This window comes from Palleronia caenipelagi (assembly GCF_007004065.1).
In the GTDB taxonomy this organism is placed as follows: domain Bacteria; phylum Pseudomonadota; class Alphaproteobacteria; order Rhodobacterales; family Rhodobacteraceae; genus Palleronia; species Palleronia caenipelagi.
This window is the reverse complement of record NZ_VFSV01000013.1, coordinates 51,050-74,118: the sequence shown is the minus strand read 5'-3', so window position 1 is coordinate 74,118 and position 23,069 is coordinate 51,050. Positions and strand designations below refer to the sequence as shown.

The 23,069-nt window shown below is 63.7% G+C and carries 25 protein-coding genes; 10 read left to right on the top strand and 15 right to left on the bottom strand.

The annotated features are described in order from the left end of the window. From FEV53_RS09785 to pheT, 4 genes are all read left to right on the top strand, one after another. The coding region (locus tag FEV53_RS09785) for an integrase core domain-containing protein (RefSeq protein WP_142834632.1) at positions 1 to 298 on the top strand (298 nt) is incomplete at its 5' end. Positions 299 to 407: 109 nt separating this feature from the next. Further along, positions 408 to 1,484 carry a phenylalanine--tRNA ligase subunit alpha gene (gene pheS, locus FEV53_RS09780; RefSeq protein WP_142834631.1) on the top strand — a complete coding sequence of 359 codons (1,077 nt, stop codon included), beginning with the start codon at positions 408 to 410 and terminating at the stop codon, positions 1,482 to 1,484. Between the two features lie 35 nt (positions 1,485 to 1,519). Next, positions 1,520 to 1,996, top strand: coding sequence for a hypothetical protein (locus FEV53_RS09775; protein WP_142834630.1), 477 nt, complete (start codon positions 1,520 to 1,522; stop codon positions 1,994 to 1,996). Next, complete coding sequence (gene pheT, locus FEV53_RS09770) at positions 1,993 to 4,389, top strand: phenylalanine--tRNA ligase subunit beta (RefSeq protein WP_142834629.1); 2,397 nt, start codon at positions 1,993 to 1,995, stop codon at positions 4,387 to 4,389. The genes FEV53_RS09775 and pheT overlap by 4 nt, the downstream gene beginning before the upstream one ends. A 93-nt stretch (positions 4,390 to 4,482) precedes the next feature. Here the strand turns inward: pheT and FEV53_RS09765 are convergent, their stop codons facing one another. From FEV53_RS09765 to FEV53_RS09750, 4 genes are read right to left on the bottom strand one after another with little or no spacing between them, the layout of a single operon-like run. Next, on the bottom strand, positions 4,483 to 5,091 hold the full coding sequence (locus FEV53_RS09765) for a pyridoxamine 5'-phosphate oxidase family protein (RefSeq protein WP_142834628.1): 609 nt from the start codon (positions 5,089 to 5,091) through the stop codon (positions 4,483 to 4,485). Further along, entirely contained in the window at positions 5,088 to 5,813 is a 726-nt protein-coding gene (locus FEV53_RS09760) for a lysophospholipid acyltransferase family protein (RefSeq protein ID WP_142834627.1), read from the bottom strand. Before FEV53_RS09760 ends, FEV53_RS09765 begins: the two co-directional genes overlap by 4 nt. Then, the gene (locus FEV53_RS09755; RefSeq protein ID WP_142834626.1) at positions 5,810 to 6,703 is read right to left on the bottom strand and encodes a cell division protein FtsX; all 894 of its coding nucleotides are present in this window, start codon (positions 6,701 to 6,703) and stop codon (positions 5,810 to 5,812) included. The genes FEV53_RS09760 and FEV53_RS09755 overlap by 4 nt, the downstream gene beginning before the upstream one ends. After that, positions 6,700 to 7,377: a cell division ATP-binding protein FtsE gene (locus FEV53_RS09750; protein ID WP_142834625.1), complete on the bottom strand. Its 678-nt coding sequence runs from the start codon at positions 7,375 to 7,377 to the stop codon at positions 6,700 to 6,702. The genes FEV53_RS09755 and FEV53_RS09750 overlap by 4 nt, the downstream gene beginning before the upstream one ends. Before the next feature lie 136 nt (positions 7,378 to 7,513). On the opposite strand from FEV53_RS09750, the gene FEV53_RS09745 reads away from it, so the two are divergent. Then, positions 7,514 to 8,227 carry a zinc-ribbon domain-containing protein gene (locus FEV53_RS09745; protein WP_185962158.1) on the top strand — a complete coding sequence of 238 codons (714 nt, stop codon included), beginning with the start codon at positions 7,514 to 7,516 and terminating at the stop codon, positions 8,225 to 8,227. Here the strand turns inward: FEV53_RS09745 and FEV53_RS09740 are convergent. Genes FEV53_RS09740 through FEV53_RS09725 form a run of 4 tightly spaced genes read right to left on the bottom strand, consistent with a single transcriptional unit; the run spans position 8,224 to position 12,267 of the window. Next, positions 8,224 to 10,332 (bottom strand): molybdopterin-binding protein, encoded by a 2,109-nt coding sequence (locus FEV53_RS09740; RefSeq protein WP_142834623.1) that lies wholly within the window; start codon positions 10,330 to 10,332, stop codon positions 8,224 to 8,226. The two genes, FEV53_RS09745 and FEV53_RS09740, sit on opposite strands and share 4 nt — an antisense overlap. Continuing rightward, on the bottom strand, positions 10,329 to 10,823 hold the full coding sequence (gene mobB, locus FEV53_RS09735; RefSeq protein WP_142834622.1) for a molybdopterin-guanine dinucleotide biosynthesis protein B: 495 nt from the start codon (positions 10,821 to 10,823) through the stop codon (positions 10,329 to 10,331). The genes FEV53_RS09740 and mobB overlap by 4 nt, the downstream gene beginning before the upstream one ends. Beyond that, positions 10,805 to 11,431 carry a molybdenum cofactor guanylyltransferase MobA gene (gene mobA / locus FEV53_RS09730; RefSeq protein WP_142834621.1) on the bottom strand — a complete coding sequence of 209 codons (627 nt, stop codon included), beginning with the start codon at positions 11,429 to 11,431 and terminating at the stop codon, positions 10,805 to 10,807. Before mobA ends, mobB begins: the two co-directional genes overlap by 19 nt. Beyond that, the gene (locus FEV53_RS09725; protein ID WP_142834620.1) at positions 11,428 to 12,267 is read right to left on the bottom strand and encodes a formate dehydrogenase accessory sulfurtransferase FdhD; all 840 of its coding nucleotides are present in this window, start codon (positions 12,265 to 12,267) and stop codon (positions 11,428 to 11,430) included. Before FEV53_RS09725 ends, mobA begins: the two co-directional genes overlap by 4 nt. Before the next feature lie 60 nt (positions 12,268 to 12,327). Here FEV53_RS09725 and FEV53_RS09720 point away from each other — a divergent pair, with 60 nt between their 5' ends. Next, positions 12,328 to 13,032, top strand: a complete 705-nt coding sequence (locus FEV53_RS09720) for an AzlC family ABC transporter permease (RefSeq protein ID WP_142834619.1) — start codon at positions 12,328 to 12,330, stop codon at positions 13,030 to 13,032. Beyond that, positions 13,029 to 13,358, top strand: coding sequence for an AzlD domain-containing protein (locus FEV53_RS09715; RefSeq protein ID WP_142834618.1), 330 nt, complete (start codon positions 13,029 to 13,031; stop codon positions 13,356 to 13,358). Before FEV53_RS09720 ends, FEV53_RS09715 begins: the two co-directional genes overlap by 4 nt. A gap of 4 nt (positions 13,359 to 13,362) precedes the next feature. On the opposite strand, the gene FEV53_RS09710 is transcribed toward FEV53_RS09715, so the two are convergent. Beyond that, positions 13,363 to 14,424, bottom strand: coding sequence for a DUF2793 domain-containing protein (locus tag FEV53_RS09710; protein WP_142834617.1), 1,062 nt, complete (start codon positions 14,422 to 14,424; stop codon positions 13,363 to 13,365). A 176-nt stretch (positions 14,425 to 14,600) separates the two neighbouring features. On the opposite strand from FEV53_RS09710, the gene FEV53_RS09705 reads away from it, so the two are divergent. Then, positions 14,601 to 15,926: a UDP-glucose dehydrogenase family protein gene (locus FEV53_RS09705; protein ID WP_142834616.1), complete on the top strand. Its 1,326-nt coding sequence runs from the start codon at positions 14,601 to 14,603 to the stop codon at positions 15,924 to 15,926. Positions 15,927 to 16,003: 77 nt separating this feature from the next. Here the strand turns inward: FEV53_RS09705 and FEV53_RS09700 are convergent, their stop codons facing one another. From FEV53_RS09700 to FEV53_RS09685, 4 genes are all read right to left on the bottom strand, one after another. Then, complete coding sequence (locus FEV53_RS09700) at positions 16,004 to 16,621, bottom strand: hypothetical protein (protein ID WP_142834615.1); 618 nt, start codon at positions 16,619 to 16,621, stop codon at positions 16,004 to 16,006. 4 nt (positions 16,622 to 16,625) lie between these two features. Further along, the gene (locus FEV53_RS09695; RefSeq protein ID WP_142834614.1) at positions 16,626 to 16,760 is read right to left on the bottom strand and encodes an aa3-type cytochrome c oxidase subunit IV; all 135 of its coding nucleotides are present in this window, start codon (positions 16,758 to 16,760) and stop codon (positions 16,626 to 16,628) included. An 84-nt stretch (positions 16,761 to 16,844) separates the two neighbouring features. Beyond that, positions 16,845 to 17,864 carry an MBL fold metallo-hydrolase gene (locus FEV53_RS09690; protein WP_142834636.1) on the bottom strand — a complete coding sequence of 340 codons (1,020 nt, stop codon included), beginning with the start codon at positions 17,862 to 17,864 and terminating at the stop codon, positions 16,845 to 16,847. Positions 17,865 to 17,897: 33 nt separating this feature from the next. Continuing rightward, complete coding sequence (locus tag FEV53_RS09685; protein ID WP_142834613.1) at positions 17,898 to 19,604, bottom strand: acyl-CoA dehydrogenase; 1,707 nt, start codon at positions 19,602 to 19,604, stop codon at positions 17,898 to 17,900. Positions 19,605 to 19,715: 111 nt separating this feature from the next. On the opposite strand from FEV53_RS09685, the gene FEV53_RS09680 reads away from it, so the two are divergent. Beyond that, a complete protein-coding gene (locus FEV53_RS09680; RefSeq protein WP_425465478.1) occupies positions 19,716 to 20,672 on the top strand; it encodes an L-threonylcarbamoyladenylate synthase in 957 nt (318 codons plus the stop codon). A 105-nt stretch (positions 20,673 to 20,777) separates the two neighbouring features. On the opposite strand, the gene FEV53_RS09675 is transcribed toward FEV53_RS09680, so the two are convergent. Together FEV53_RS09675 and FEV53_RS09670 are read right to left on the bottom strand one after the other, a co-directional pair. After that, positions 20,778 to 20,993 (bottom strand): hypothetical protein, encoded by a 216-nt coding sequence (locus FEV53_RS09675; RefSeq protein ID WP_142834611.1) that lies wholly within the window; start codon positions 20,991 to 20,993, stop codon positions 20,778 to 20,780. 103 nt (positions 20,994 to 21,096) lie between these two features. Continuing rightward, on the bottom strand, positions 21,097 to 21,279 hold the full coding sequence (locus FEV53_RS09670; RefSeq protein WP_142834610.1) for a hypothetical protein: 183 nt from the start codon (positions 21,277 to 21,279) through the stop codon (positions 21,097 to 21,099). Between the two features lie 148 nt (positions 21,280 to 21,427). Between FEV53_RS09670 and FEV53_RS09665 the strand changes: the two genes are divergently transcribed. Beyond that, complete coding sequence (locus FEV53_RS09665) at positions 21,428 to 23,068, top strand: hypothetical protein (protein ID WP_142834609.1); 1,641 nt, start codon at positions 21,428 to 21,430, stop codon at positions 23,066 to 23,068. Position 23,069: the final 1 nt, after the last annotated feature.

Genomic DNA, 23,069 nt, shown 5'->3' with positions numbered 1-23,069 from the left:
CTGTGAGGCAAATGAGATCGAACATCGGCTCACTAAGCCGAACCATCCGTGGACCAATGGCCAGGTCGAACGAATGAACCGCACCATCAAGGAGGCGACGGTCAAACGCTTCCACTACGAAAATCACGACCAGTTGCGAACACACCTTGCCGACTTCATGGCAGCCTACAACTTCGCCCGCAGGCTCAAGACCCTCAGCGGGCTGACGCCTTACGAATACATCTGCAAGATCTGGACTTCAGAGCCAGATCGATTCATCCTAAATCCGATCCACCAAATGCCGGGACTGAACACCTAGCATATGCAAGGTTTTGCCTCTGATCGACGCTGGCTGACAACCTGCGGGTCCTTGCCCTCGACAGATCGCCGCGCTAGCACGGCGCGGCGATAATCCCCGGGGGACCAGCATGGAAGACCTGCGCGACACATATCTGACCCGCATCATGGAGGCCGGTGATGAGGCCGCTCTGGAAGAGGTCCGCCTTGCCGCGATCGGCAAGAAGGGCGAGGTCAGCCTCGCCATGCGCCAGCTCGGCAAGATGACCCCCGAAGAGCGTCAGGAGGCCGGTCCGCGGCTCAATGCGCTCAAGGACGAAATCACCTCCGCCATCGCCGCGCGCAAAGTCGCGCTGGAGGATGCCGCACTGGAGGCGCGTCTGGCCGAAGAATGGCTCGACGTGACCCTGCCTGGTCGCCGGGGCGGGCGCAGCGTTTCCGAAGGCTCGGTGCATCCCGTCAGCCAGGTCTGGGAAGAATGCACCGCGATCTTTGCCGATATGGGGTTTGCCGTTGCCGAAGGCCCCCAGGTCGAGAGCGACTGGTACAATTTCGACGCCCTGAACATCCCCGGCCATCACCCGGCCCGCGCCGAGATGGACACGTTCTACATGGCCCGCGCCGAGGGGGATAACCGCCCGCCCCATGTGCTGCGCACCCACACCTCGCCGGTGCAGATCCGCGCCATGCAGGAGCACGGCGCGCCGTTGCGCATCATCTGCCCGGGCCGCGTCTACCGCGCGGATTACGACCAGACCCACACGCCCATGTTCCACCAGATCGAAGGTCTGGCGCTGGACAAGGACATCTCCATGGCCAACCTGAAATGGGTGCTGGAGGAGTTCTTCTCCGCCTACTTTGGCAAATCCGTCAAAACCCGCTTCCGCGCCTCGCACTTCCCCTTCACGGAACCTTCGGCGGAGGTGGACATCCAGTGCAGCTTTGAGGGCGGCACGGTAAAGGTCGGCGAGGGCGACGGCTGGCTCGAAGTCCTCGGCTCTGGCATGGTCCACCCCAAGGTGCTGGAGGCGGGCGGGATCGACCCGGCCCAGTGGCAGGGCTTTGCCTTTGGCATGGGGATCGACCGGATCGCGATGCTGAAATACGGCATCCCCGACCTGCGCGCCTTCTTCGACAGCGACCTGCGCTGGCTCCGCCATTACGGGTTCTCGGCCCTCCGGGTGCCGACGTTAAGGGCGGGGGTGTGATTTGTGGGCGATGGTCTAGTATTAGAAGAGCAAAAATGACCGCAGAGAAACCCAGAACGCCGTTCACCTACAAAAAGGGCCATATGGCGCAGGCGCTCTCCATTGTGGGCGAACACGGAATTCATGGTTTCAAATACACGCCGCCAGCATCTCTAATGGCTGGTACGTCACGAAAGTCTCGGCGCATACGATGGTCGTTTAGGTCTGCTCATCAATTCAGCGCAAGAGAGTTCGAAGATTATATGATCCTTGCATATCGCTTCGGGTTCATTGAGCGAAGCAAATACAGCGAGTATGAATGGGGCAGCGGACTGGACATGTCATCCTACTCAATCGATCCGGAAATCGTCCGCCTGACTCGATCTGGGTGGGAATATCTTGAGACCTTTGGCAGACCGATTCTGCACAAGTGGGGCCATCATGTTTCCCAGAATATCCCCACTGTGCTGATTTCCGCACTCTCAGCGCTAGCCACAAGCTGGGTCATCTTCAAGTTTGGAGCTAATCCATGAAATTCACACTGTCCTGGCTGAAGGATCATCTCGACACCACCGCCACGGTCGATGAGATCGCCGAGGCGCTGACCGATCTGGGGCTGGAGGTCGAGGAAGTCTCGGACCCTTCTGCCGCGCTGCGCCCCTTTCGCATCGGCCATGTGAAGACCGCCGAAAAGCACCCCGATGCCGACCGGCTGCGCGTGTGTCAGGTGGAAACCGCCGACGGAATGCAGCAAATCATCTGCGGCGCGCCGAATGCGCGGGCCGGGATCACCGTGGTCGTGGCCTCGCCCGGTACCTACGTCCCCGGCATCGACACCACCATTCAGGTGGGCAAAATCCGTGGCGTCGAGAGCCACGGAATGATGGCCTCCGAGCGCGAGCTGGAACTGTCCGAAGAGCATGACGGCATCATCGAGCTGCCCTCGGGCGATGTCGGGCAGAGCTTTGCCGACTGGCTGGCCGAGCACCGCCCCGCCGCCGTGGACCCGGTGATCGAGATCGCCATCACCCCCAACCGCCCCGATGCGCTGGGCGTGCGGGGCATCGCCCGCGATCTGGCGGCGCGTCGGCTGGGCACGCTGAAGCCGGTGACTGAACATCAGATCACAGGCAGCTTTCCCTGCCCCATCGGCGTCAGCATTGACGCCGACACGCTGGAAAAGGCCCCTCATTTCACCGGACGCCTGATCCGCGGCGTGAAGAACGGCCCCTCCCCCGCGTGGTTGCAGGCCCGGTTGAAGGCCATCGGCCTGCGTCCGATCTCGACGCTGGTGGATATCACCAACTTTTTCACCTTCGACCGCAACCGCCCGCTGCATGTCTTTGACGCCGCGCGGGTCAAGGGCGACCTCCGCGTGCATCAGGCGCAGGGCGGCGAGACGCTGGAGGCGCTGGACGAGCGGAGCTACAGCTTTGCCGCCGGGCAGGTGGTGATCTCGGACGCTGAGGGCGTCGAGAGCATCGCGGGCATCATGGGCGGAGCACCCACGGGTGTCGAAGAGGACACGGTGGATGTGTTCCTTGAGAGCGCATGGTGGGAGCCGGTGGAGATCGCCTATACGGGCCGCGCGCTGAAAATCAATTCCGACGCCCGCTACCGCTTCGAACGCGGCGTGGACCCGGCCTATACGCGGCAGGGGTTGGAGGACGCGACGCAGATGATCCTCGATCTTTGCGGCGGTGAGGCCTCCGAGGTGGTCGAGGCAGGCGCCGCGCCCGATCACTCCCGCGCCTACCGGCTGAACGCCGCGCGCTGCTCGTCGCTGGTGGGGATGGACATTCCCGAGAAGACCCAGCGCGCCTCGCTGGAGGCGCTGGGCTTCGTGTTGGACGGCGACATGGCGCAGGTGCCGAGCTGGCGCCCCGATGTGCAGGGCGAGGCCGATCTGGTCGAGGAAGTCGCCCGCATCGCGTCGCTCACTCAGCTTGCACCGCAGCCCATGGCGCGCGCGCAGGCCGGTGTGCCCAAGCCGATCCTGACCGAGACACAAAAGCGCGAGCAGATCGCGCGGCGCACGCTGGCGGCGCTGGGCTATAACGAGGCGGTGACCTATTCCTTTATCGACCAGCCCTCTGCGGCGCTGTTCGATGGCGGCACCGATGCGACGCGGGTGGAAAACCCGATTTCGTCTGAGATGAGCCACCTGCGCCCGGACCTCCTGCCCGGCCTCCTGCAAGCGGCGAAGCGCAACCAGTCACGCGGTCAGTCCGATCTGGCGCTGTTCGAGGTCGGCGCGGTGTTCTCGGGAGGTGAACCGGGCGAGCAGCAATTGCAGGTCACCGCACTGCTGACCGGGCGGACGGGGCCGAAGGACGTGCATGGCAGCGCCCGCGTGGTCGATGTGTTCGACGTAAAGGCCGACGCCGAGGCGGTGCTGGCAGCGCTGGGGGCTCCGGCCAAGGTGCAGATCTTCCGCGAGGGATCTGCATGGTGGCATCCGGGCCGTCACGGTCGCATCTGTCTGGGGCCGAAAAAGACGCTTGGGACCTTCGGCGAGGTCCACCCGAAGATCCTGCGAGAGATGGGGGTCAAAGGTCCGGCCGTGGCCCTGACCCTTTGGCCCGAGGAAATCCCCGCACCCCGCAACAGCTCCACCGCGCGGCCCGCACTGAGCTTGAGCGATCTGCAGGCGGTCGAGCGGGACTTTGCCTTTGTGCTCGATGCCCGCGTCGAGGCGCAGAAAGTGATCATGGCCGCGCAGGGTGCGGATAAGGCGCTGATTGAGGATGTGCGGGTGTTCGACGAGTTCATCGGCGGCAGCCTCGGTGAGGGGCGCAAGTCGCTGGCGATCACCGTACGCATCCAGCCGCAGGACAAGACCCTGACCGATAAGGAGATCGAGGCGATCTCTCAGAAGATCGTATCGAAGGTCGAAGGGGCCACTGGCGGGAGCCTGCGGGGCTGAGGTTGCGTCAGGCGGACCCGTCGCCCGGGACTGCCGTCATGATTGGATATTTATTGAAAGGTGAAGAGGCTGGGGCGTGCCCCGGCCTTTTTGTTACGACCAGAGGGTATCTTTGGCGCGTGCGGACCAGCTTTGATCGTAATCTACCGGATCGAAGGAGTCGTGATCCTCTGAGGCGATCATCTCACCCGCGCTGGGCAAGCCCTCGCTGTCATCACGATTCCAGAGGCCGGAGCGCAAGATGGCGCGACCGCACTGGAAGTACACTTCCGTGATCCCGATCACCACGACGGTCTGCGGCAGGTGGCCGTTATGAGCCAGTTTATGGCGCAGTGTTTCGTCGGCAGTGACATGGGCGCGGCCGTTGACCCGGACGACATTGTTCGACCCCGGCACCATGAATAGCAGCGACACACGCGGATCACGGACGATGTTGCGCAGGGTGTCGAGGCGGTTATTGCCGCGCCAGTCGGGCATTTCCAGCCGGTCAGGACCCGCAATCCGCACCACGGGGCCATCATCGCCCCGCGGTGAGATGTCGGTACCTTCGGGGCCCACCGTGGCGACAAGGCAAAACCGCGCCGTTTCGATCCAGCGGCGATATTCAGGCGTCAGGCGGGGCGCGACTTTTTTCAGCGCCATGGGGCTGGGCACGCCGTATAGCGCTTCGAGCGCCGCGATATCGGCGATGCGTTCGTTCATGCGGGCACCTGAAATCCGACCTCAGCCATGAGTTCGGTGGAGCGGCTTTCGACACGCTCTTCCAGCTCTGCGAGGAAAGCCTTGCCCTCCATGCCCGGCGCAATCGGATCGAGGAATTCCACCACCGCGAGGCCCTGCTTCTTGCCGATGCCGATCCGCGGCCAGAACACACCGACATTGACAGCGACGGGAATGCAGGCCCGGTCCAGATGGGTGTAGAGGATCGAAGGGCCGACCTTATAGGGCAGTTGCCGCCCCGGCGCGACACGGGTGCCTTGCGGGTAGATGATCAGTTGTCCCGGGCGCCCGCGATTTTCGTCGAGGGCACGCAGCATCTGTTTCACCGCCTCGCCCTTCTTGCCGCGATCGACAGGGATGCAGCCGATCTTCAGCGCGAACCAGCCGAGGAAGGGCGCGCGGATCAATTCCTTCTTCATAATGAATTTCGGCGCCTCCAGCACAGAGCACATTATGATGATGTCGAAAAACGACTGGTGTTTGGCAGCGATCAGAACTTCGCCCTGAGGGATGTCGCCTCGTATCTCCGAATCGAGGTTGATCATCCAGCGCGCGGACCAGCGCACATAGCGGCAATAGGTCCGAATACCGCGATGGGCGCCGTCCTCATGGCGCAGTGCGATGGGGATATACCACAGCCCAAGAATCGCCATCACCAGATACATCTGGGTGGTGAAGACGAGCGAACGCAGCCACTGGATCATGGGATCTCCTTCAGAGCTCGAAAGGCCGCCGCGCGGGTGGCCCAGAATGCCACGATGGCTGCAATCAGAGGGATCAGCAAGGCGCTGAGCCAACTCAGGCCGCCAAAGCCGAGGCCGGTGAGGAATCCCCCCGCCGCCTCCATATCCGGCAGCGCCCAAATCGCTGCGAGCCCAATTAGCGTACCGAGCGCCGCGCCGGTGAGCGCCCGCAGGGTGAACCTGCGCACGAAGGCCCGGGCGATGAAGGCGTCCCGCGCCCCCACGAGGCGCAGGACCCGCAGGGCCGGGCGGTTCACCGCCAGAGACGCGGTCGAGGCCAGCGTGACCATCGCTGCCATGGCCACGAGGATCAGGCCCAGAGCGCCGAAGCCCAGCACCGTCAGCCGATGGGCCGAGCGAACCAGAGGCCTGCGCCAGGCGGCGTGATCATCGAGAGCGGCGCCGGGGACTTCGGCCTCAAGGCGCAGGCGCAGACCCTCTGCGTCGTAATCCTGATCCGCCGGCAGGAGCTCAACCAGACGCGGGATCGGCAGGGTCTCCAGCGGAACGGCCTCGCCGAGCCATGGGGTCAGCAGAGATTTTTCTTCCTCGACCGTCAGCGCGCGAAAACTGGCAATTCCAGGCGTCTCGGACAAGATTGCGAGGATCCGGGACAGGCGGGCTTCTTCGCTCTCTTCCGGCGCGGTCAAACGGATTGTTGCGCTCTCGCCCAGCGCACTCGACCAGCGATCTGCGAGGCGCAGGGTCGCCAGCGACAAAGCCAGCGCGAAAACCGCGAGAAACGCCATGATCGCCGAGATGATCAGGGTCAGCGCAGAGGATCGCGTTGAGGGCGGCACCACGCGATCAGCCACCGGGTCGCCCCGCATGAGGTCAAGCAACCGGCTCATAGTCCTGCCCCGGCCACATCGAGCTGCCCCTGCCGCAAGCGCAACACCCGGGCAGAGACCTGAGACTTGGCGGCGCGGATCAGGTTCAGATCATGGGTCGCCACAAGAACCGCCTTCCCGAGCCTGTTCAGCTCGACCAGCAGGGTGAGAATGTTCAGCGACATCTCCCAGTCGAGATTGCCCGTTGGCTCATCCGCGAGAATCACGTCCGGCGACAGGATCAGCGCCCGCGCCAGCGCGGCGCGCTGCTTTTCCCCGCCCGACAGCTCCGGAGGACGGGCGGCGGCCCGCTCGGTCAGACCGACCCAGTGCAACAGATCGTCGATCGCGGCCCCGTGCTGCTCGGGCGGAACACTCGCCGCGATCAGGGGCAGCGCGATATTATCGCGCACCGACAGATGATCGAGAAATGCGCAGTCCTGATGCACGACACCCACCCGCCTCCGGAGTTGGGCGATCCCGTCCCGGCCAAGCCGCGCAGCGGGCTTGCTAAAGGCCGTGATCGTGCCCCGTTGCGGAAGGAGATCGAGATAGCAGAGGCGCAAGAGCGTGGTTTTGCCCGCGCCCGATGCGCCAGTCAGAAAGTGAAAGCTCCCCGGCGCAAGGGTCATCCCGATCCCCTCGAACAGGAGGCGACCGTCAAACCCATAACTGACATCCTCTAACGCGATCACATGCACACTCCGTCTGATGCGGCGACTATTGCCGCAGCCATCAGCCCGGTTCAATCGGATAGGTAGTCACGGGCGGGGCTTCAAATGAGCGAGCACACCCGCTATGCGATAGACGCGCCACAAAGAAAGCCCGGTGATGCGTCTGATTTGTCCGAATTGTGCAGCCCAGTACGAGGTCGATGCCGCTTTGCTGCCCGCCGAAGGTCGGGTTGTGCTGTGTTCCGCTTGTCAGAACAAATGGCATTTCGTCCCGCCGCTGCAAGAAGAGGCGCCCGAGCCCGCACCTGTCGCCCCCCCGCCCGCTGCTGATGCCGTTACAGCCGAGTCCCAGCCGTCCCATCCGCATGCCCGACCGTTTCCGGCGGAAACCGAATCGGAATCCGGACCCGAGCCGGAAGCACCGGTGCGCCCAAAGCTCAGCGATGAAGCGCGTCGGATTTTCCAGGAAGAAGCCGCGCTGGCAGCGGCGCAGCGGCGCGCAGCACAGACGCCCCGCCCAACACCGTCCGACGATGACACCGCCGCGCCGAAAGCCCCCCGGATCCCCACAATTCCGTCCACCAACCTGCCCGATGGGCCTGCCGGACTGGTCCCGCTGGGTCGCGTCACGTCGGGTGCTCCCGGCACGCCAACCACCGCACCGCGTCCCACAGCGCGGCGGTCTGGCTTCGCGCTTGGGGTAAAGTTGGTAGCAATTCCGGGACTGCTGGCGCTGATCGTCTACCTGACCAGTGCCGACCTCTCGACTGCGGTGCCCGCGCTGGCACCCTATCTTGAACAGTTTGTGGACCTGACAAATGCCTTGCGGGATCACGCCGCAGAGTTGCTGGCGCGGGTGGGGCTCGCCTAGCCGATCCCGAGATCAGCATAGGGCAAAAAGGTCACAAGGTCGCCCCGCGCGATATTGGCCGCTCCGTCTGGCAATTCGACGAGCCCATCCGCCCAACTCAGCCCGGAGATCCGCCCCGACCCTTCGGATTTGAAAACCTCAACACCGTCCGGACCAAGCCTTGCGCGGAGATATTCCCGCCGCCCGGGCTTCTTGCGCTTTTCAAACGCCGCCGGGACTTTGAATCGCGGGGGTTCCGGCCACCCTGCCCCTGCCAGCATCGACAGGGACGGCCGCGCGAACAGCGCCGCGCAGACCAGCGCCGCCACGGGATTGCCGGGCAGGCCGATCACCGGCACGCCCTTCCACAGAGCCAGCGCCAGTGGGCGGCCCGGTTTCAGGGCAATGCGCCAGGACGTCAGGTTGCCCTCGTCGCGCAGCAGCGCGGAGACGTGGTCTTCATCCCCCGCCGAGGCACCGCCCGAGGTCAGGATCGCCTGAACCCCCGCGCCGTCGAGCCGGTCCCGCAGGGTGTCGCGGTCGTCCGGTACATGCCCGAGATCGACGGCCTCATACCCCCAGCGCCGGATCAGCGACAGGAGCATCGGGCGATTCGCATCAAAGGTCCGGGCCGGATCCATGGTGCTGCCGGGCGCGGCGAGTTCGTCGCCGGTCGAGAGCACACCCACCCTCAGCCGATGCCGCACCTCGACCTTCGCATTGCCGGTCGCGGCCAACAGCGCCAGATCGGGTGGGCGCAGGATGTGCCCCTCACGCAGGATCACCTCGCCAGCCTCCACATCCTCACCCGCGCGCCGCGTGTTGGCCCCGCGCTTCACCGGTCCGCGAAAGGCGACATGGGTCGCATCGGTCCGCGTGTCTTCTTCCAGCACCACCGTATCCACGCCCTCAGGCACCAGCGCCCCGGTCAGGATGCGCACCGCATGGCCCTCGGGCACGGATCCCTCAAACGGAGCCCCCGCTGCCGCACGCCCGGCGACGAGGGGCAGGATATTGTCCCCCTCGAAGAGGCTCGCATGGGCAAAGCCATACCCATCGACGGCGGAGTTTGCGCCCGGTGGATTGGCGCGGACAGCGACAACATCCTGCGCAACAACACGCCCGTCGGCCTCGGAGGACACGAGGATTTCGCTGCCTACGACGGGGCCAAGCCGCGCCCGCAAAACGTCCAGCGCCTCGTCCACCGGCGTCCAGTCCACACCGGGCGGCAAGGCGAAACAATCGTTCGAGAGGGGCGGGGGCGAGAGTGTCGTCCTCCTACGCAAGAGGTGCTCCACACTTGCGCCCAGCACCCAGCCTTCGGCCTCGGGGCCTTTCGCCGCTGCGAGGAGAGCGCCCATATCTCCGCGCTGAGCCGCGGCATGGAGCGCCTCGGCCAGAACGGTCACCTGCGCCGCGTCCTTCACGTCGTCAGGACCCATCTGCGCAGCGACCTCGTCCGCCAGCATGGACGGCCAGACTTCGGCCAGCACGATCGGCGTCTCAGGCGCCTCGAACGGCCACACCGAGAGCGCCCCGCCAAACCGTACCCGCAAGCCTTGCAAACGCGGCAATCCAGTGAGGCTCTGGGACCCCACGGAGCCGTTTCCCATGAGCTGCCAGACCGGTTTCGCCCCGGTCAGAACCTGCTCCACCGCGCGCCGTTCTGCAAAGGCGGAATAGTCCGTCTCGCCCTTTCCCCAATGCAAGTCCGCGACCTGCCGCTCTTTCGGACGTCCCCAGAAAGGACGCCCCTGCAAACAGCGGTTCATCTCTGCGGCCACTTCGAACCGGTTGTTGCCGTTGCGCGCGTCATCCTCGATCCGCTCCGCCAGCCATGCCCAAAGCGCAAAGACATCCTCATGCCCGGTGAGCGCCTGCGCCGTCCCCGCCGGGTAGCCAAAGGCAAAGTCGAACCCCGCCAGAACACGTCGCCCTTCCGCCAGCACTCCCTCGAACCGCGCCTCCAGATGGGCCACAGCCTCTGAGCGGGTGCGGTGGTAGCTGCACGCGGTCTCACCGCCGGAGGTCTCCGCGATCCAGATCGCATCGGCAGAGGGCCTGACCGGCGAGGGCGCGGATTTCGCCGACCAATCCACCACGATGACCGTATCGAAAACGCTCACAATCCCAGCTCCCGGGCGATGAAATCGGCAATGGCGGGGGTATCGTCGAGATCGAGCACAGGGCGATCGGTCAGCCCGGTCGCGCCCTTGGCCGCCACGGCGCGGATCGTCGGATCGCCGGGAGCGATCAGCGGATGGCCGGTGCCCTCGCGCCAGGCCTCGACCTTGGGATGGCTGTCCCGCTTCCACCCCTCGATCAGCACCAGATCCACGGGCGCGAGCTGGGCGAGCAGCTCGGCCAGAGAGGGCTCCGGCGCATCGTTCAGCTCGGTCATCAGCGCCCAGCGGTGGCCTGAGGCGAGCAAAACCTGATGGGCACCCGCCTCACGATGGCGGTAGCTATCCTTGCCAGGGTGATCCATGTCAAACCGATGGTGGGCGTGTTTCAGGGTCGAGACACTCAGCCCCCGTCCCCGGAACTCGGCCACCAGCCGCGTCATCAGGCCGGTCTTGCCCGCATTTTTCCAGCCAGTCACCCCGTAGACGTGCACAGAAAATCCTCCGCCTGGGCCAGATCTTCGGGCCGGTTCAGGTTGAAAAACGGATCAAAGGGCGTGGTCGGGAACTCCGCCAGCGCCGTGCCGTGGCGATCAGTCCAGAGCACCACCTTACGCACTCCTTCAAGGAGCGCGGCGCGCAGATCGTCGCGCAGCTCCACCGGCCAGAGGCCGAAGGTCGGATGCCGGAACAGCCGCCCGCTCTCCGGGTCGCGGGTGGCGGCCAGCGCGATGGGCTGGCCGTCACGCTCGGCAGCCCAAAGGAGCTGCGGCACCAGATCGGGCGGCAGAAAGGGCGTATCAGCGGCGGCGGTCACCAGATGAGTGGCACAGCGATGGGCCGCCCAGTCGAGCCCTGCGAGAACGCCCGCCAGTGGCCCCGGATGGCCCTCAACCGGGTCGGGCAGAACCGTCAGCCTGAGGTCAGCGAATCGCGCCGGATCTCCATTGGCACTGAGCGCCAGATCGGCGACCTGCGGGGCAAAGCGCTCGGTCACCCGATCAAGGATCGACCGATTGCCCAGCATCAGCCGCCCCTTATCCCCGCCCCCCATCCGCGTCGCACGTCCACCGGCGAGGATCACGCCCACAGGAGCAATCATGCCGCGCCCTCGTGGGTCACATCACGGATCAAGCGCTCTTCCCCTGACAAACAAACGAAGCGTTCGCCACGCATCCGGCCGATCAGGGTGAGGCCCACTTGCCGGGCGATGTCGACGCCCCAGGCGGTGAATCCGGAGCGTGAGACCAGCGCCGGGATACCCATCTGGGCGCATTTGATCACCATCTCCGAGGTCAGGCGGCCCGTTGTGTAGAGGATCTTGTCCTCCGGGGCGACAGAGTGCGAGAACATCCAGCCCGCGACCTTGTCGACCGCGTTATGGCGGCCAACGTCTTCCATATAGACCAAGGGCTGATCCCGGTGGCAGAGCACGGTGCCATGGATAGCGCCCGCTTCCAGATAGAGAGACGGCGTGGTGTTGATGACCTTGGCCAGCGTATAGAGCCAGCTCACCCGCAGTTCGGCTGGAGGCAGGGTCAGGGCCTCAAGCCCCTCCATCATGTCGCCGAACACGGTGCCCACGGCACACCCGCTGGTGCGGGTCTTCTTTTGCAGCTTTTCCTCATGAACGGTGGTCCCGTCCGTGCGCACCACCACGGTGCCGGTTTCCTCGTCATAATCGACGCCGCGCACGGTTTCGCCATCCCGGAGCATCCGCTGATTGCGCAGAAAGCCCAGAGCCAGATAATCCGGGTGGTCGCCTATGGTCATGGCAGTGACGATTTCCTGACGGTTCAGATAGATGGTCAGGGGACGCTCCTCGATGACAGCGATCTCAACCTCGGCGCCCGTGTGATCCCGCCCCGTGACCTGCCGGGTCAGTCCGGGCACGCCTGTGGGCGGGGGGATCAGGTATCCGCCGTCTTCGCTTTGCATTTGAACTTGCCCTTTCCCCGGTGCACAGAAGCGCGGTTCGCCAGAGAATAGGACGCCGCGATGAGCACCTCCACCACGAAATCGGCCTTTCGGGACGGCTTTCTGCAAGGGCTGCCATTTTTGCTGGTAATCGCGCCTTTCGGCCTATTGTTCGGCGTCGTCGGGTCCGAGGCCGGGCTGAACGTCGCGCAGGTTATGGGGTTCAGTTTTCTGGTGATCGCGGGGGCGGCGCAGTTCACCGCAGTGCAACTGATGACCGAGAACGCGCCGGTGATCCTGATCCTCGCGGCGGCCCTGACGGTGAACCTGCGCATGGCGATGTATTCCGCGAGCCTTGTGCCCTATCTGGGGGCCGCGCCGCTCTGGCAAAGGGCGCTGGCGGCCTATCTGAGCGTCGATCAGGTCTATGCGGCTTCGATCCTGCGCTATCAGGAACGCACAGAGCCCCTGCCCGCCCGGATCGCCTTCTTCTTCGGCGTGGCGGCGCCGCTGGTGCCGGTCTGGTACGGCACCACCTGGGCGGGGGCGGCGCTGGGGGCGCAGGTGCCCGAGGCCATGGCGCTCGACTTCGCGCTGCCGATCACCTTCCTCGCCATGCTCGGACCGGCGCTGAGAACCCTGCCCCATGTGGCGGCGGCGATGGTCTCGGCGGTGATGGCAGTAGTCTTGGCGGGGCTGCCCACAGGGATCGGCCTCTTGATCGCCGCCCTCTGCGCGCTGCTGACAGGCGCGGCGGTGGAAACCTGGCAGGAGCGACGGGCATGAGCTTTTCCGACGGACAGATCTGGGGGATCATCGTGGCGCTTGGGGTGGGCACGTTCCTCATGCGCTTTTCGTTTCTGGGGCTGATCGGCGACCGGCCCCTGCCGCCTTTCGTGCTGAAACTGCTGCGCTACACGCCTGTGGCGGTGTTCCCAGGGTTGGTGGCCCCGCTGGTTATGTCACCCGCCGCAACCGGTGGCACGCCCGACCCCGCGCGCCTCGCCGCCGCCGTGGCAACGCTTGCGGTCGGCGTCCTGACGCGCTCGGTTCTCTGGGCGATCCTTGCCGGGGCGGCGACGCTTTACGGGCTGTTGTGGCTGCTGGGATGAGCCATCAGAACCAACGACCCACAGCCAGATAGCGCCCGCTCAAATCCACTGTGCCGGACTGGGCGGACCAGAGGACCGGCGCCATACCGCTGGCGGTGACATCCGCGCCCTTGGCCAAAGCAGGCGCGCTGCCCGGCAGATCGAGCGACACTACAGGCGGGACTGTAAAGGCGGTGCCAAAGTCCACCTGTATCCCGGTCCCGGCAAAGCCCCCCGCGCTGGCCGTCGACAGGGACAACCCAGTCTCGGCAAAGCTCCCGGTACAGATCTGTGTTCCATCGGCCCAACGCACATAGCCCGCGCCTGCCTCAATCACCGCACCTGTCGGAAGACCGCCGCTCTGGGAGACGCTCCCGATGAGATTGCCGGGCCCATAGCCGAAATCGGCCCGCATCAGGCGACCCGGGGTGATGTCATCAGGCGCCGCCTGCACCGCTTCACCCGTTATATGGGCGCTGGCGGGATCGACGCGCAAGGCCGTTTGCCAGACGCTGCCGTCGGCGGAGACCTTGATCGACCAGGCGTCCTCCCCGGCCAGCCCCATCTCCGCCCTGCCCGACCAGTCGGATTGGAAGAGGAGTACTGCCGTGTTCGACGTGCCGGCCTTATTGACCTTCAGCCGGTGGTCGCTCCCGGAATGGGTCAGAAGCGTCGCATCCGCAGCGACGGTCAGGCGGTTGCTCGTGTCGGCGCTCGCGTTGATCCCCAGCATCGGAAGATTGCCCAACGCGGGCGCAGCCCATGCTCCACCCTGAAACACACGAAGGGCGCCGGTTCCCCGCTCAATGGCCAGCCACCCATCGCACGGCGGCAGGAACAACCAGCCACCGCCCGTAAAGGCCGCGACGGCACCGTCCTGCCCGGTCCAGTCGCCACCGGCCCCGGCGCCGACCACGTGCACTTCGCCTTCGGCGGGTATGCTTGGCGGAGCGGGCGCATCGAACCCTTCGACTACGAGCTGCACCAACACGTCCAGACGCACCAGCGCTTCGTTATGCGTCACATGCTTCTGCGCCTGGGACGGCATCAGGAGCGGCAATTGGAGAATCGGGGACAGGTCGGACATGAACGCCTCGTGGTCTGGAAGGGACGGGGTCAGCATCTGTCGCCATGGTTGAGGCATCCTTGCCCCACCGTACGCAGCTTTTCGCGCGCGACATAGCCGTCCTGCCCCCGCTGGCGTTGACACACGCAAGCCAGCACCCTTTAACCGGGCAAACTCTTTTGCAGAGGATTGGACTTATGAAAATTGCGATGATCGGGACCGGATATGTGGGCCTCGTCTCCGGCGTGTGCTTCTCGGATTTCGGTCACGAGGTGGTCTGCGTCGACAAGGATACGTCGAAGATCGAGCGGCTTGAGAACGGCGAAGTACCGATTTACGAGCCTGGTCTCGACGCGCTGATCGAGCGAAATGTACAGGGCGGTCGGCTGACCTTTACCACGAATCTCGCCGAGGCGCTGAAGGACACGCAGGCCGTGTTCATCGCCGTGGGCACCCCCACCCGGCGCGGCGACGGCCATGCAGACCTGACCTACGTGATGGCCGCCGCCGAAGAGGTCGCGCGAGCCGCCGAGGACGGTGTGGTGATCGTGACGAAATCCACCGTTCCCGTGGGCACCAACCGCAAAGTCGCCGAAGTGGTCCGCACCGCCAACCCGGATCTGAATTTCGACGTGGCCTCGAACCCCGAATTCCTGCGCGAAGGTGCGGCGATCGACGATTTCATGCGGCCTGACCGGGTCGTTGTGGGCGTCGAATCCGAGCATGCTCAGGACGTCATGGGCGAGATCTACCGCCCGCTGTTCCTGCGCGAATTCCCCATCGTCTTCACCGATCTCGAATCGGCTGAGATGATCAAGTATGCCGCCAATGCTTTCCTCGCGACGAAGATCACCTTCATCAACGAAATCGCTGCCCTGTGCGAAAAGGTCGGCGCGGATGTGAAGCAGGTCTCCAAAGGTATGGGCCTCGACAACCGGATCGGCGCGCGCTTCCTGCATGCGGGCCCTGGCTATGGCGGCTCCTGTTTCCCCAAGGACACCAAGGCGCTGGCCCGTATTGGTCAGGAATATGCCAGCCCCATGCGGATCACCGAAACCGTGATCGAGGTGAACGAGAAAGCCAAGAACAGGATGATTGATAAGCTGCGCGACCTTTGCGGTGGCAGCTTCAATAAGAAAGTCATCACTGTCCTCGGCGTAACCTTCAAGCCGAACACCGATGACATGCGCGATGCGCCGTCGCTGACCATTGTGCCCGCGCTGGTTGGCGGCGGGGCCGAGGTGCGCGTGGTCGATCCGCAGGGCCGTCACGAAGGCGAGGCGCTCCTGCCCGGCGTTCAGTGGCACGACGATCCCTATGAGGCCTCCGAAGGCTCTGATCTGCTGGTGATTCTGACCGAGTGGAACGAGTTCCGCGCGTTGGACCTGTCGGGGGTCGCAGCAAAGATGCGGACGGCGAAACTGGCCGATCTGCGCAACGTCTACAGCGTGTCCGAGGCGGAGAAGGCAGGCTTTGCCGCCTATTCCAGCATCGGCCGCAGCCCCATGGGCACGGAGGCCTGATAGCCTCCCAACCCCTTCAGCCAAGAAGGCCCCGGAACCGATGGTCCGGGGCCTTTTTCATGCCAGTGAAATGCGTCTTAGGTGCCCGGCGGGTTCGGCACGCCATTATGGCCGTAGAGGACACCGTGGCTTGTATCGACATTCGACATGTCAACTTTGCGTGTCGTAGCGCCGGGAATCTTGCCGAACTGAGCCTGAACGCCTTCGGGGAACCAGGTGGCCCGCACGGGTAGGCCAGCCTCACGCAGAATCGTGCTGGTGCTGCGGGCACAGGTCGATTTCGGCGCCGCACCGCGGGCCTCCGCCAAGGCGATCAGACGGTCCGCCGTGGCACGGTCCACGGTCAGCTTCTGCTCCATCACGTAATACTCGGGTCGCACGTGATAATCCACGTAGACCAGCTGCATCCGGGGGGTCATGCCGTAGAGCACGTCGTCCACTTCGGGCACCGCAGGATGTTCAAATGAGCCCGACGGATCCCAAAGCACCGTTTGGCTGCCGCTGATCAGCAGCGCCGTATGCGCGCCGTCATTATGCTTGACCGAGCGCACCGTGTAGAGCGTCAGCTCCGCAGGCCCGTCCGGCACATAGGCACGCCGCATAACCTCGACGGGCGAAGCATCAGGCGGACTCTCATTGGCACAACCGGCAAGGACCACGCTCGCGGCGAGGGCAAGAAACACGCGTCGCAGCATAGGATCAGCCGTTCACGATCGCGAGAAAGATCAGGAAGACGACGATGAAGGCCGCCGATTTCGCGACAATGCTGACGAACCCGTCAAAGGTCTTTTCCTGAACTTCGATATCCATCGAGCCGTGAGAGTGCTTGGCCATGGGAATGCTCCAGAGTAGCGGTTGTTTGCAGGGCTGATAGCCGATCCCGGCGCCACTGTCATGACCCTCTGTGCCGCTACTCGCTCAAGCGGCGCGGAAGAGCCACAGGCCGTCTTCGGTAATCTCGCGCGTGGCCCGCCCCTCATGCATCAGATGCAGGCAATGACCCAGCGCTTCGACCAGCGCGAGACCATATTCGCCCTTGCCGATGCGACGGCCATAAAGAACGCCGAAACACTGGCCCGCTGTAAGTGGCTCGGCCAGCGCTCCGTGCAGACGCTCCAGAGCGCTGTGGTGATTGTCGATGAGTTGGCGCAGGCGAAACGGTAGACCGGTAAACGGCAACTTGTGTCCCGGCAGCACCAGATGGCGATCCTCGGCCGGGAGCAGGAGCTTTTCACAGGCCATAATCCAGTCGCCCACGGGATCGGCCTCGGGCTCGGTCGGGTAGACACCCAGATTGGGCGAGATCGAGGCAAGGATCTGGTCGCCTCCGATCACCAGATCGCCGCCTTCTTCCCACAACGTGATGTGGTCTGGCGCGTGTCCGGCACCAAAGCGCACCCGCCAGCGACGCGACCCCAATTCCAGAACCGAACCGTCCACCACCCGTCTGTAGCCGAGCGGAAGCGGCCAGACGGCGTCGCAATAGTTCAACGGACGCTCGGTCAGGCGTTCAGCGTAAATCTCCGCATCCATCCCCGCCGCCCGCCAAAAGGCCAGCGTCTCGGGGACGGGCAACGGCTGCTCGTCGAGTTGCAGCATCCGGGTCATCAGCCATGAGGTGCGCGAAGACAGAAGCTCTGCCCCGAACTCGGTCTGGAACCACCCCGCCAGCCCCACATGGTCGGGATGGTGATGGGTGATCAGCACCTTTTGCACCTGCCGGTCTCCCAGCACATTGCTCCAGATGTCTCGTGTTTTGCGAGTATTCAGGCCCGTGTCGATGAGCGTCACGCCGTCCGGCCCATCGAGAAGGTAGCAATTCACGTGGTCGAGCTTCATCGGCAGCGGAATGCGCACCCACTCGATCCCTTCGGCGACCTGCACCGGGACGCCAAACTCGGGCGGGCTATCCCAGGGATAGCTGATCCCGCCCGTCATACGGCGTCCTGCCACATCATCGGCCACCCGCGATCAGGCCGCCGACAGATCGTCGAGGCTGATGTCATAGAGCCCCTCGGCCCCCTCGCGCATATGCGCCAGCAGGGACACGTGCTCCGGCAGGAGACGCTTGATGTAGAACCGCGCCAGCGCCTTGTGGCTGTCGTCGCCGACCAGTGCCGATTTCAGATGGGCAAAGCCGCCCAGCACACGAGCAAAGGCCCGCAAATAGGGCACGGACCCGGCAAAGCGGTCCTGAAGGTCCTGCTGCGCCACCAGCCATTCGGTAGCTTCGCGCAACGCTTCGGCGGCGCTCCAGACGTCGCCAGCAAGCTCGGGGAGTCTGGCCCGGGCAGCCTCGGCGGACTCTTCCATCTCTTCGATCATCCGGTAGGCTTCCTCGCCCCCATCCATCATCTTCCGCGCCACAAGGTCCATGGACTGGATGCCGTTGGTGCCTTCGTAGATGGTGGTGATACGCGCATCGCGGGCATATTGGGCCGCACCCGTCTCTTCGATAAAGCCCATGCCCCCATGGACTTGCAGACCTTCCTGCGAGACGGCGACGCCCACATCAGAGCCGAAGGCCTTGGTGATCGGGGTCAGAAGCCCTGCCCGCGCTTTCCAGCCCGCATCACCGGTGGCCTCGGCCATATCGATGGAAATTGCGTTATAAAGCGCGATGGCCCGGGCCGCGTAGATATCGGCCTTCATGGTGGTCAACATGCGGCGCACGTCAGGGTGCTCGACGATGGTGCCAGTGCCGTCCGCCTTGCCCTGCACGCGGTCCATGGCATAGGCTAGCGCGTGCTGATAGGCGGCCTCCGCCACGCCGACACCCTGCACACCGACTCCCAGACGGGCGTTGTTCATCATGGTGAACATGGCGGCCATGCCCTTGTTTTCCTCGCCCACGAGCCAGCCAGTGGCACGGTCATACTGCATGACAGCGGTCGGCGAGCCGTGGATGCCCATCTTGTGCTCCAGGCTTACAACCCGCAGATCGTTGCGATCCCCGAGGGAGCCGTCTTCATTGGGGATGAATTTCGGCACAACAAAGAGGCTGATCCCCTTTGTTCCCTCTGGCGCGCCGGGCAACCGGGCGAGCACCAGATGCACAACGTTCTCAATGAAATCGCCATCGCCCCAGGTGATGTAGATCTTCTGACCAGAGATCGCATAGGTGCCATCGCCGTTGGGCTCGGCTTTGGTCTTCAGCGCCCCCACGTCAGACCCGGCCTGCGGCTCAGTCAGGTTCATGGTGCCGGTCCACTCACCGCTGGTGAGCTTGGGCAGGTAGAGATCCTTGATCGCATCGCTGGCGTGATGCTCCAGCGCCTCGATCTGGCCCTGGCTGAGAAGTGGGCAGAGCTGCAGCGCGATGCAGGCCGATGACATCATTTCGTTCACGGCGGTGGTCACCGTCATCGGCAAGCCCATGCCGCCATAGTCAGGATCGGCGGACATGCCGACCCAGCCGCCCTCGGCAATCGCCTTGAACCCGTCAGCAAAACCCGGCGAAGTCCGCACGACACCGTTTTCCAGCTTGGCCGGGTGCAGGTCACCAGCCCGCTGCAAGGGCGCGATCACTTCTTCGCACAGACGCCCTGCTTCGCCCAGAATCTGCTCAACCAGTTCCGGCGTCGCCTCGGCGTAGCGCTCGGTGGCCGAGACCTGCGAGATGTCCACAACTTTGTCGAAGAGAAAACGGAAATCTTTCAGCGGGGCACGGTATGGCATCTGTCTGGTCTCCTCGGTTCACACCCTGTACATGACCGTGCCAAGACGCGCGGGCAATTGAAACGCGGCGTAACGTCAACTTCGCAATTTGCGTCAAGCGATGGAATGGTGATGAAAACAGAACGCCTCGCACCGGATCCTGCCGGGTTGGACCGGGCCGCCGACCTGCTGCGGCAAGGTCGGCTCGTCGCTTTCCCCACCGAGACCGTTTACGGACTCGGCGCCGATGCCCGCAACGCCGAGGCGGTGGCCGCCATCTACGCTGCCAAGGGGCGCCCGTCCTTCAACCCCCTTATTGTCCACTGCGCAGATCTTGATCAGGCGGCGGATCTTGTGGAGATGACCGAGACGGCGAGAACACTGGCCAAGAAATTCTGGCCCGGCCCGATGACTCTGGTGCTGCCTCTGCGTCCGACCGCTGGCATTGCGCCTCTTGTTAAGGCAGGCCTGCCAACGCTCGCCGTTCGTGTACCTGCCAAGGAGGTGGCTCAAGAGCTGATCGCCCGCACGGGATGTCCCATCGCGGCCCCTTCGGCGAATCGCTCTGGTCGGATCAGTCCGACCCGTGCCGACCACGTGCTGACGAGCCTGAACGGTCGGATTGATGCCGTTCTCGATGGCGGAGCCTGTGATGTCGGGCTTGAGTCCACAATCCTTGCACCAGTCCCGGAAGGCACGCGCCTCTTGCGACCGGGCGGACTGACCGACGAAGACATCGCCGCGGTGCTCGGTCAGCCTGTGCTGCCAGCTCCAAACGCATCGACTCCCACCGCACCGGGGCAGCTCAGCTCACACTACGCTCCGGCGGGGACCGTTCGGCTGAACGCAACGGAGCCTCGGGACGGCGAGACGTTGTTGGGGTTTGGGCGAGTTGAGGGCGATCTGACCCTCTCGAATCGAGGTGATTTGATCGAAGCCGCAGCCCGTCTCTTTGAATCCCTGCAAGAGCTTGATCGGCGGGGCGCGGACAAAATTGCGATCGCTCCCATTCCGGACACCGGGATTGGCCGCGCGATCAATGACCGTCTACGCCGCGCTGCGGCCCCGCGCGAAGATCTCTCTGCCTGAAAAGCGGGCGGCGCTCAGATCGCGCCGCCCGAGAACCCCGGCAGGCGGGAGAGGACCCGCCGGGTCAGTCCGCGACCGTTCTTCAACGGGCGGGACGTCAGCAGATCACCCGCAAAGCTGATCAAGATCGCTCGGGCTGACCCGATCCATAACGCGGATCATCCACTGAATGAGGAGCCTCTCATCAGGAGACAGGTTCCCGTTTTGGCCCAGATGAACGACCCGATCCCGCGTTCGTGGCCAGGTTTCGTAGAATTCCCAAATATCCCGGAACGGCGGCACATTGTCGTTTCCAACGGTAAATAAAATTTTCTCAGACATATTCAGACCTCTTAAATCCTTTGACATCTTAAGAGAAAGCTGCGCCGGATCTGGAGTGAAATGACTGTGAAAAATCTATCGACTTGGGCGAATCACCGCCAGGTCAACCATCTTTCGGGCGAGCCTGCGGACCAACGCGATCGACGAGTTCGATCAACTGCCCGACCAACCTTCGCTCCTGTTCGGAGAGTCGCGGATCACGTGTGAGCGCCTCCAACATCGGACGAAGTTCGTCCCAATTCTGATAGAACTCAAACAGATCTCTGATTTCGTTTACTTTTATCATTCTCACCCGAGTCTGCTTCTACTGTTCTGCCTCTGCTTTCAGAGGATAGAATCCAAACCGGTGAGCTTGTTGTGAAAACAGTGTGAATGTCTTTTGGAAGCAGCGCGAGACGCGTAGGCTCGTGTAAATTATTTTATAGAGCAAAACTGTGAACAAAGTCCTAGAGGTCTCTCTTTTTGGTACGTGCGCTGTGCGCGTCTGTGGGCCGGTTCCGACCGAGATCCGCGGTGCCAAGCACCGCGCCCTCTTTGCCGTGCTGGTCACCTCTCCTCTGGGCCGCCGGACACGTGGCTATTTGCAGGAACTGCTTTGGGGCAGCACGGACTACGACAGCGGTCATCAGAACCTTCGTCGCGCGCTGAGCGATTTGCGAAAAAAGATGGGGGCCGCCTTTGATGAGGTAATCAGCACGACGACCGGGGAGGTCGAGATCAATCTTGACCGTGTCGCGCTGAAGGGTAGCTCTGCTGACGGCCCGTTTCTAGCCGACTTGCCGGTGCGCGAACGCCAATTCCAGGATTGGGTGGGGGCAGTGCGCGCGTCCCCGGACGACATCACCGCGCGATGCCAGATGAGCCAGCACCCGCAGCGTACCCGGCTGCGGCCGAGGATCGCGGTTTTGCCACTGACGCCGGTCGGAGATTGCCCGAACCTCAACATCATTGGCGATTGGGCCTCCGAAGAGGTGAGCCGAATGCTGTCGGGCTCAAACCTGCTGACTGTGATTTCTCACCTGTCCGGTCGGGTTGCGGGTCGGACGTTGGTGGACATGAACTCGCTGCGAAACAAGCTGGATGCCGACTTTGTTCTGGCAGGCTCCATTCGTCAGACTGGAGACGACTTGTCGATCAATGTGAACTTTGTCGATGCGAAGGACGGCGAAGTCCTGTTCAATCGCAGCCTCCGCTGTCCGGAGGCGACAGTTGGTGAGGTGCTGCCCCAACGTCTGATCAACATCGTCCGCGCCATTGGCCGCTCAGTTGCGGAAACCACCATCTCCGAGGCCCGCGAACTTGCCCTGCCCCGCATCTCAGACCAGAAACTGCTGATCGCAGCGGTGTATTCCATGCATCGACGGACATTGAGGGATTTTGTGAACGCGCGCAGCTACCTCGAAGAGGCTGCCACCCGCGCGCCCAACCGGTCTGATATCTGGGCCTGGCAGGCCAAATGGTACGTGCTGTCGCTGTTCAAAGGGTACTCGGTGGACCGGGAACGGGACACGCAACTCGCGCTCGATTGCTCGAATACGGCGCTCGATCTCAGCCCGGAAAGCAGCTTCGGCCTGACCATCGATGGCTTTTTGCGCAGTAATATTCTGGGCGAACTGAACGCCGCAGATCAACGTTATAATGCCGCTCTCGACATCAATCCCAACGAGAGTCTCGCGTGGCTTTTGCGCGGTTCGCTCATGGCGTTTCAGTCTGAAGGCAGCGCTGCGGTCCGCGCCACGAATGAGGCCCGACAGCTCTCCCCGATTGATCCCTTTGGTTACTATTATGACAGCCTCGCCGCGACGGCGAACCTAGCCAATGGGGCTTATGAAACGGCATTGACGCTCGCAAATCGGTCTCTCGGGATAAATGACAAGCATATTTCCACATTACGCGCCAAGATTACGGCACTTCATATGCTGGACCGCGGCGAAGAGGCTCGTGACACGGCCAGGATTTTGCAGACCACATTCCCGAGCTTCACGCTCGATCAGTATCGCCGTACCCATCCTGCGGCGGACATCAAGATGGGACGGATGGTGCTCGACGCGCTGGCAGCCTCGGGCATTAAGTAAT

Coding starts and splice junctions, on each gene's coding strand:
- pheS (WP_142834631.1), top strand. CDS start 408: ATGGAAGACCTGCGCGACACATATCTGACCCGCATCATGGAGGCCGGT.
- FEV53_RS09775 (WP_142834630.1), top strand. CDS start 1,520: ATGACCGCAGAGAAACCCAGAACGCCGTTCACCTACAAAAAGGGCCAT.
- pheT (WP_142834629.1), top strand. CDS start 1,993: ATGAAATTCACACTGTCCTGGCTGAAGGATCATCTCGACACCACCGCC.
- FEV53_RS09765 (WP_142834628.1), bottom strand. CDS start 5,091: ATGAACGAACGCATCGCCGATATCGCGGCGCTCGAAGCGCTATACGGC.
- FEV53_RS09760 (WP_142834627.1), bottom strand. CDS start 5,813: ATGATCCAGTGGCTGCGTTCGCTCGTCTTCACCACCCAGATGTATCTG.
- FEV53_RS09755 (WP_142834626.1), bottom strand. CDS start 6,703: ATGAGCCGGTTGCTTGACCTCATGCGGGGCGACCCGGTGGCTGATCGC.
- FEV53_RS09745 (WP_185962158.1), top strand. CDS start 7,514: ATGCGTCTGATTTGTCCGAATTGTGCAGCCCAGTACGAGGTCGATGCC.
- mobA (WP_142834621.1), bottom strand. CDS start 11,431: ATGATTGCTCCTGTGGGCGTGATCCTCGCCGGTGGACGTGCGACGCGG.
- FEV53_RS09725 (WP_142834620.1), bottom strand. CDS start 12,267: ATGCAAAGCGAAGACGGCGGATACCTGATCCCCCCGCCCACAGGCGTG.
- FEV53_RS09720 (WP_142834619.1), top strand. CDS start 12,328: ATGAGCACCTCCACCACGAAATCGGCCTTTCGGGACGGCTTTCTGCAA.
- FEV53_RS09715 (WP_142834618.1), top strand. CDS start 13,029: ATGAGCTTTTCCGACGGACAGATCTGGGGGATCATCGTGGCGCTTGGG.
- FEV53_RS09710 (WP_142834617.1), bottom strand. CDS start 14,424: ATGTCCGACCTGTCCCCGATTCTCCAATTGCCGCTCCTGATGCCGTCC.
- FEV53_RS09705 (WP_142834616.1), top strand. CDS start 14,601: ATGAAAATTGCGATGATCGGGACCGGATATGTGGGCCTCGTCTCCGGC.
- FEV53_RS09700 (WP_142834615.1), bottom strand. CDS start 16,621: ATGCTGCGACGCGTGTTTCTTGCCCTCGCCGCGAGCGTGGTCCTTGCC.
- FEV53_RS09695 (WP_142834614.1), bottom strand. CDS start 16,760: ATGGCCAAGCACTCTCACGGCTCGATGGATATCGAAGTTCAGGAAAAG.
- FEV53_RS09690 (WP_142834636.1), bottom strand. CDS start 17,864: ATGACGGGCGGGATCAGCTATCCCTGGGATAGCCCGCCCGAGTTTGGC.
- FEV53_RS09685 (WP_142834613.1), bottom strand. CDS start 19,604: ATGCCATACCGTGCCCCGCTGAAAGATTTCCGTTTTCTCTTCGACAAA.
- FEV53_RS09680 (WP_425465478.1), top strand. CDS start 19,716: ATGAAAACAGAACGCCTCGCACCGGATCCTGCCGGGTTGGACCGGGCC.
- FEV53_RS09675 (WP_142834611.1), bottom strand. CDS start 20,993: ATGTCTGAGAAAATTTTATTTACCGTTGGAAACGACAATGTGCCGCCG.
- FEV53_RS09670 (WP_142834610.1), bottom strand. CDS start 21,279: ATGATAAAAGTAAACGAAATCAGAGATCTGTTTGAGTTCTATCAGAAT.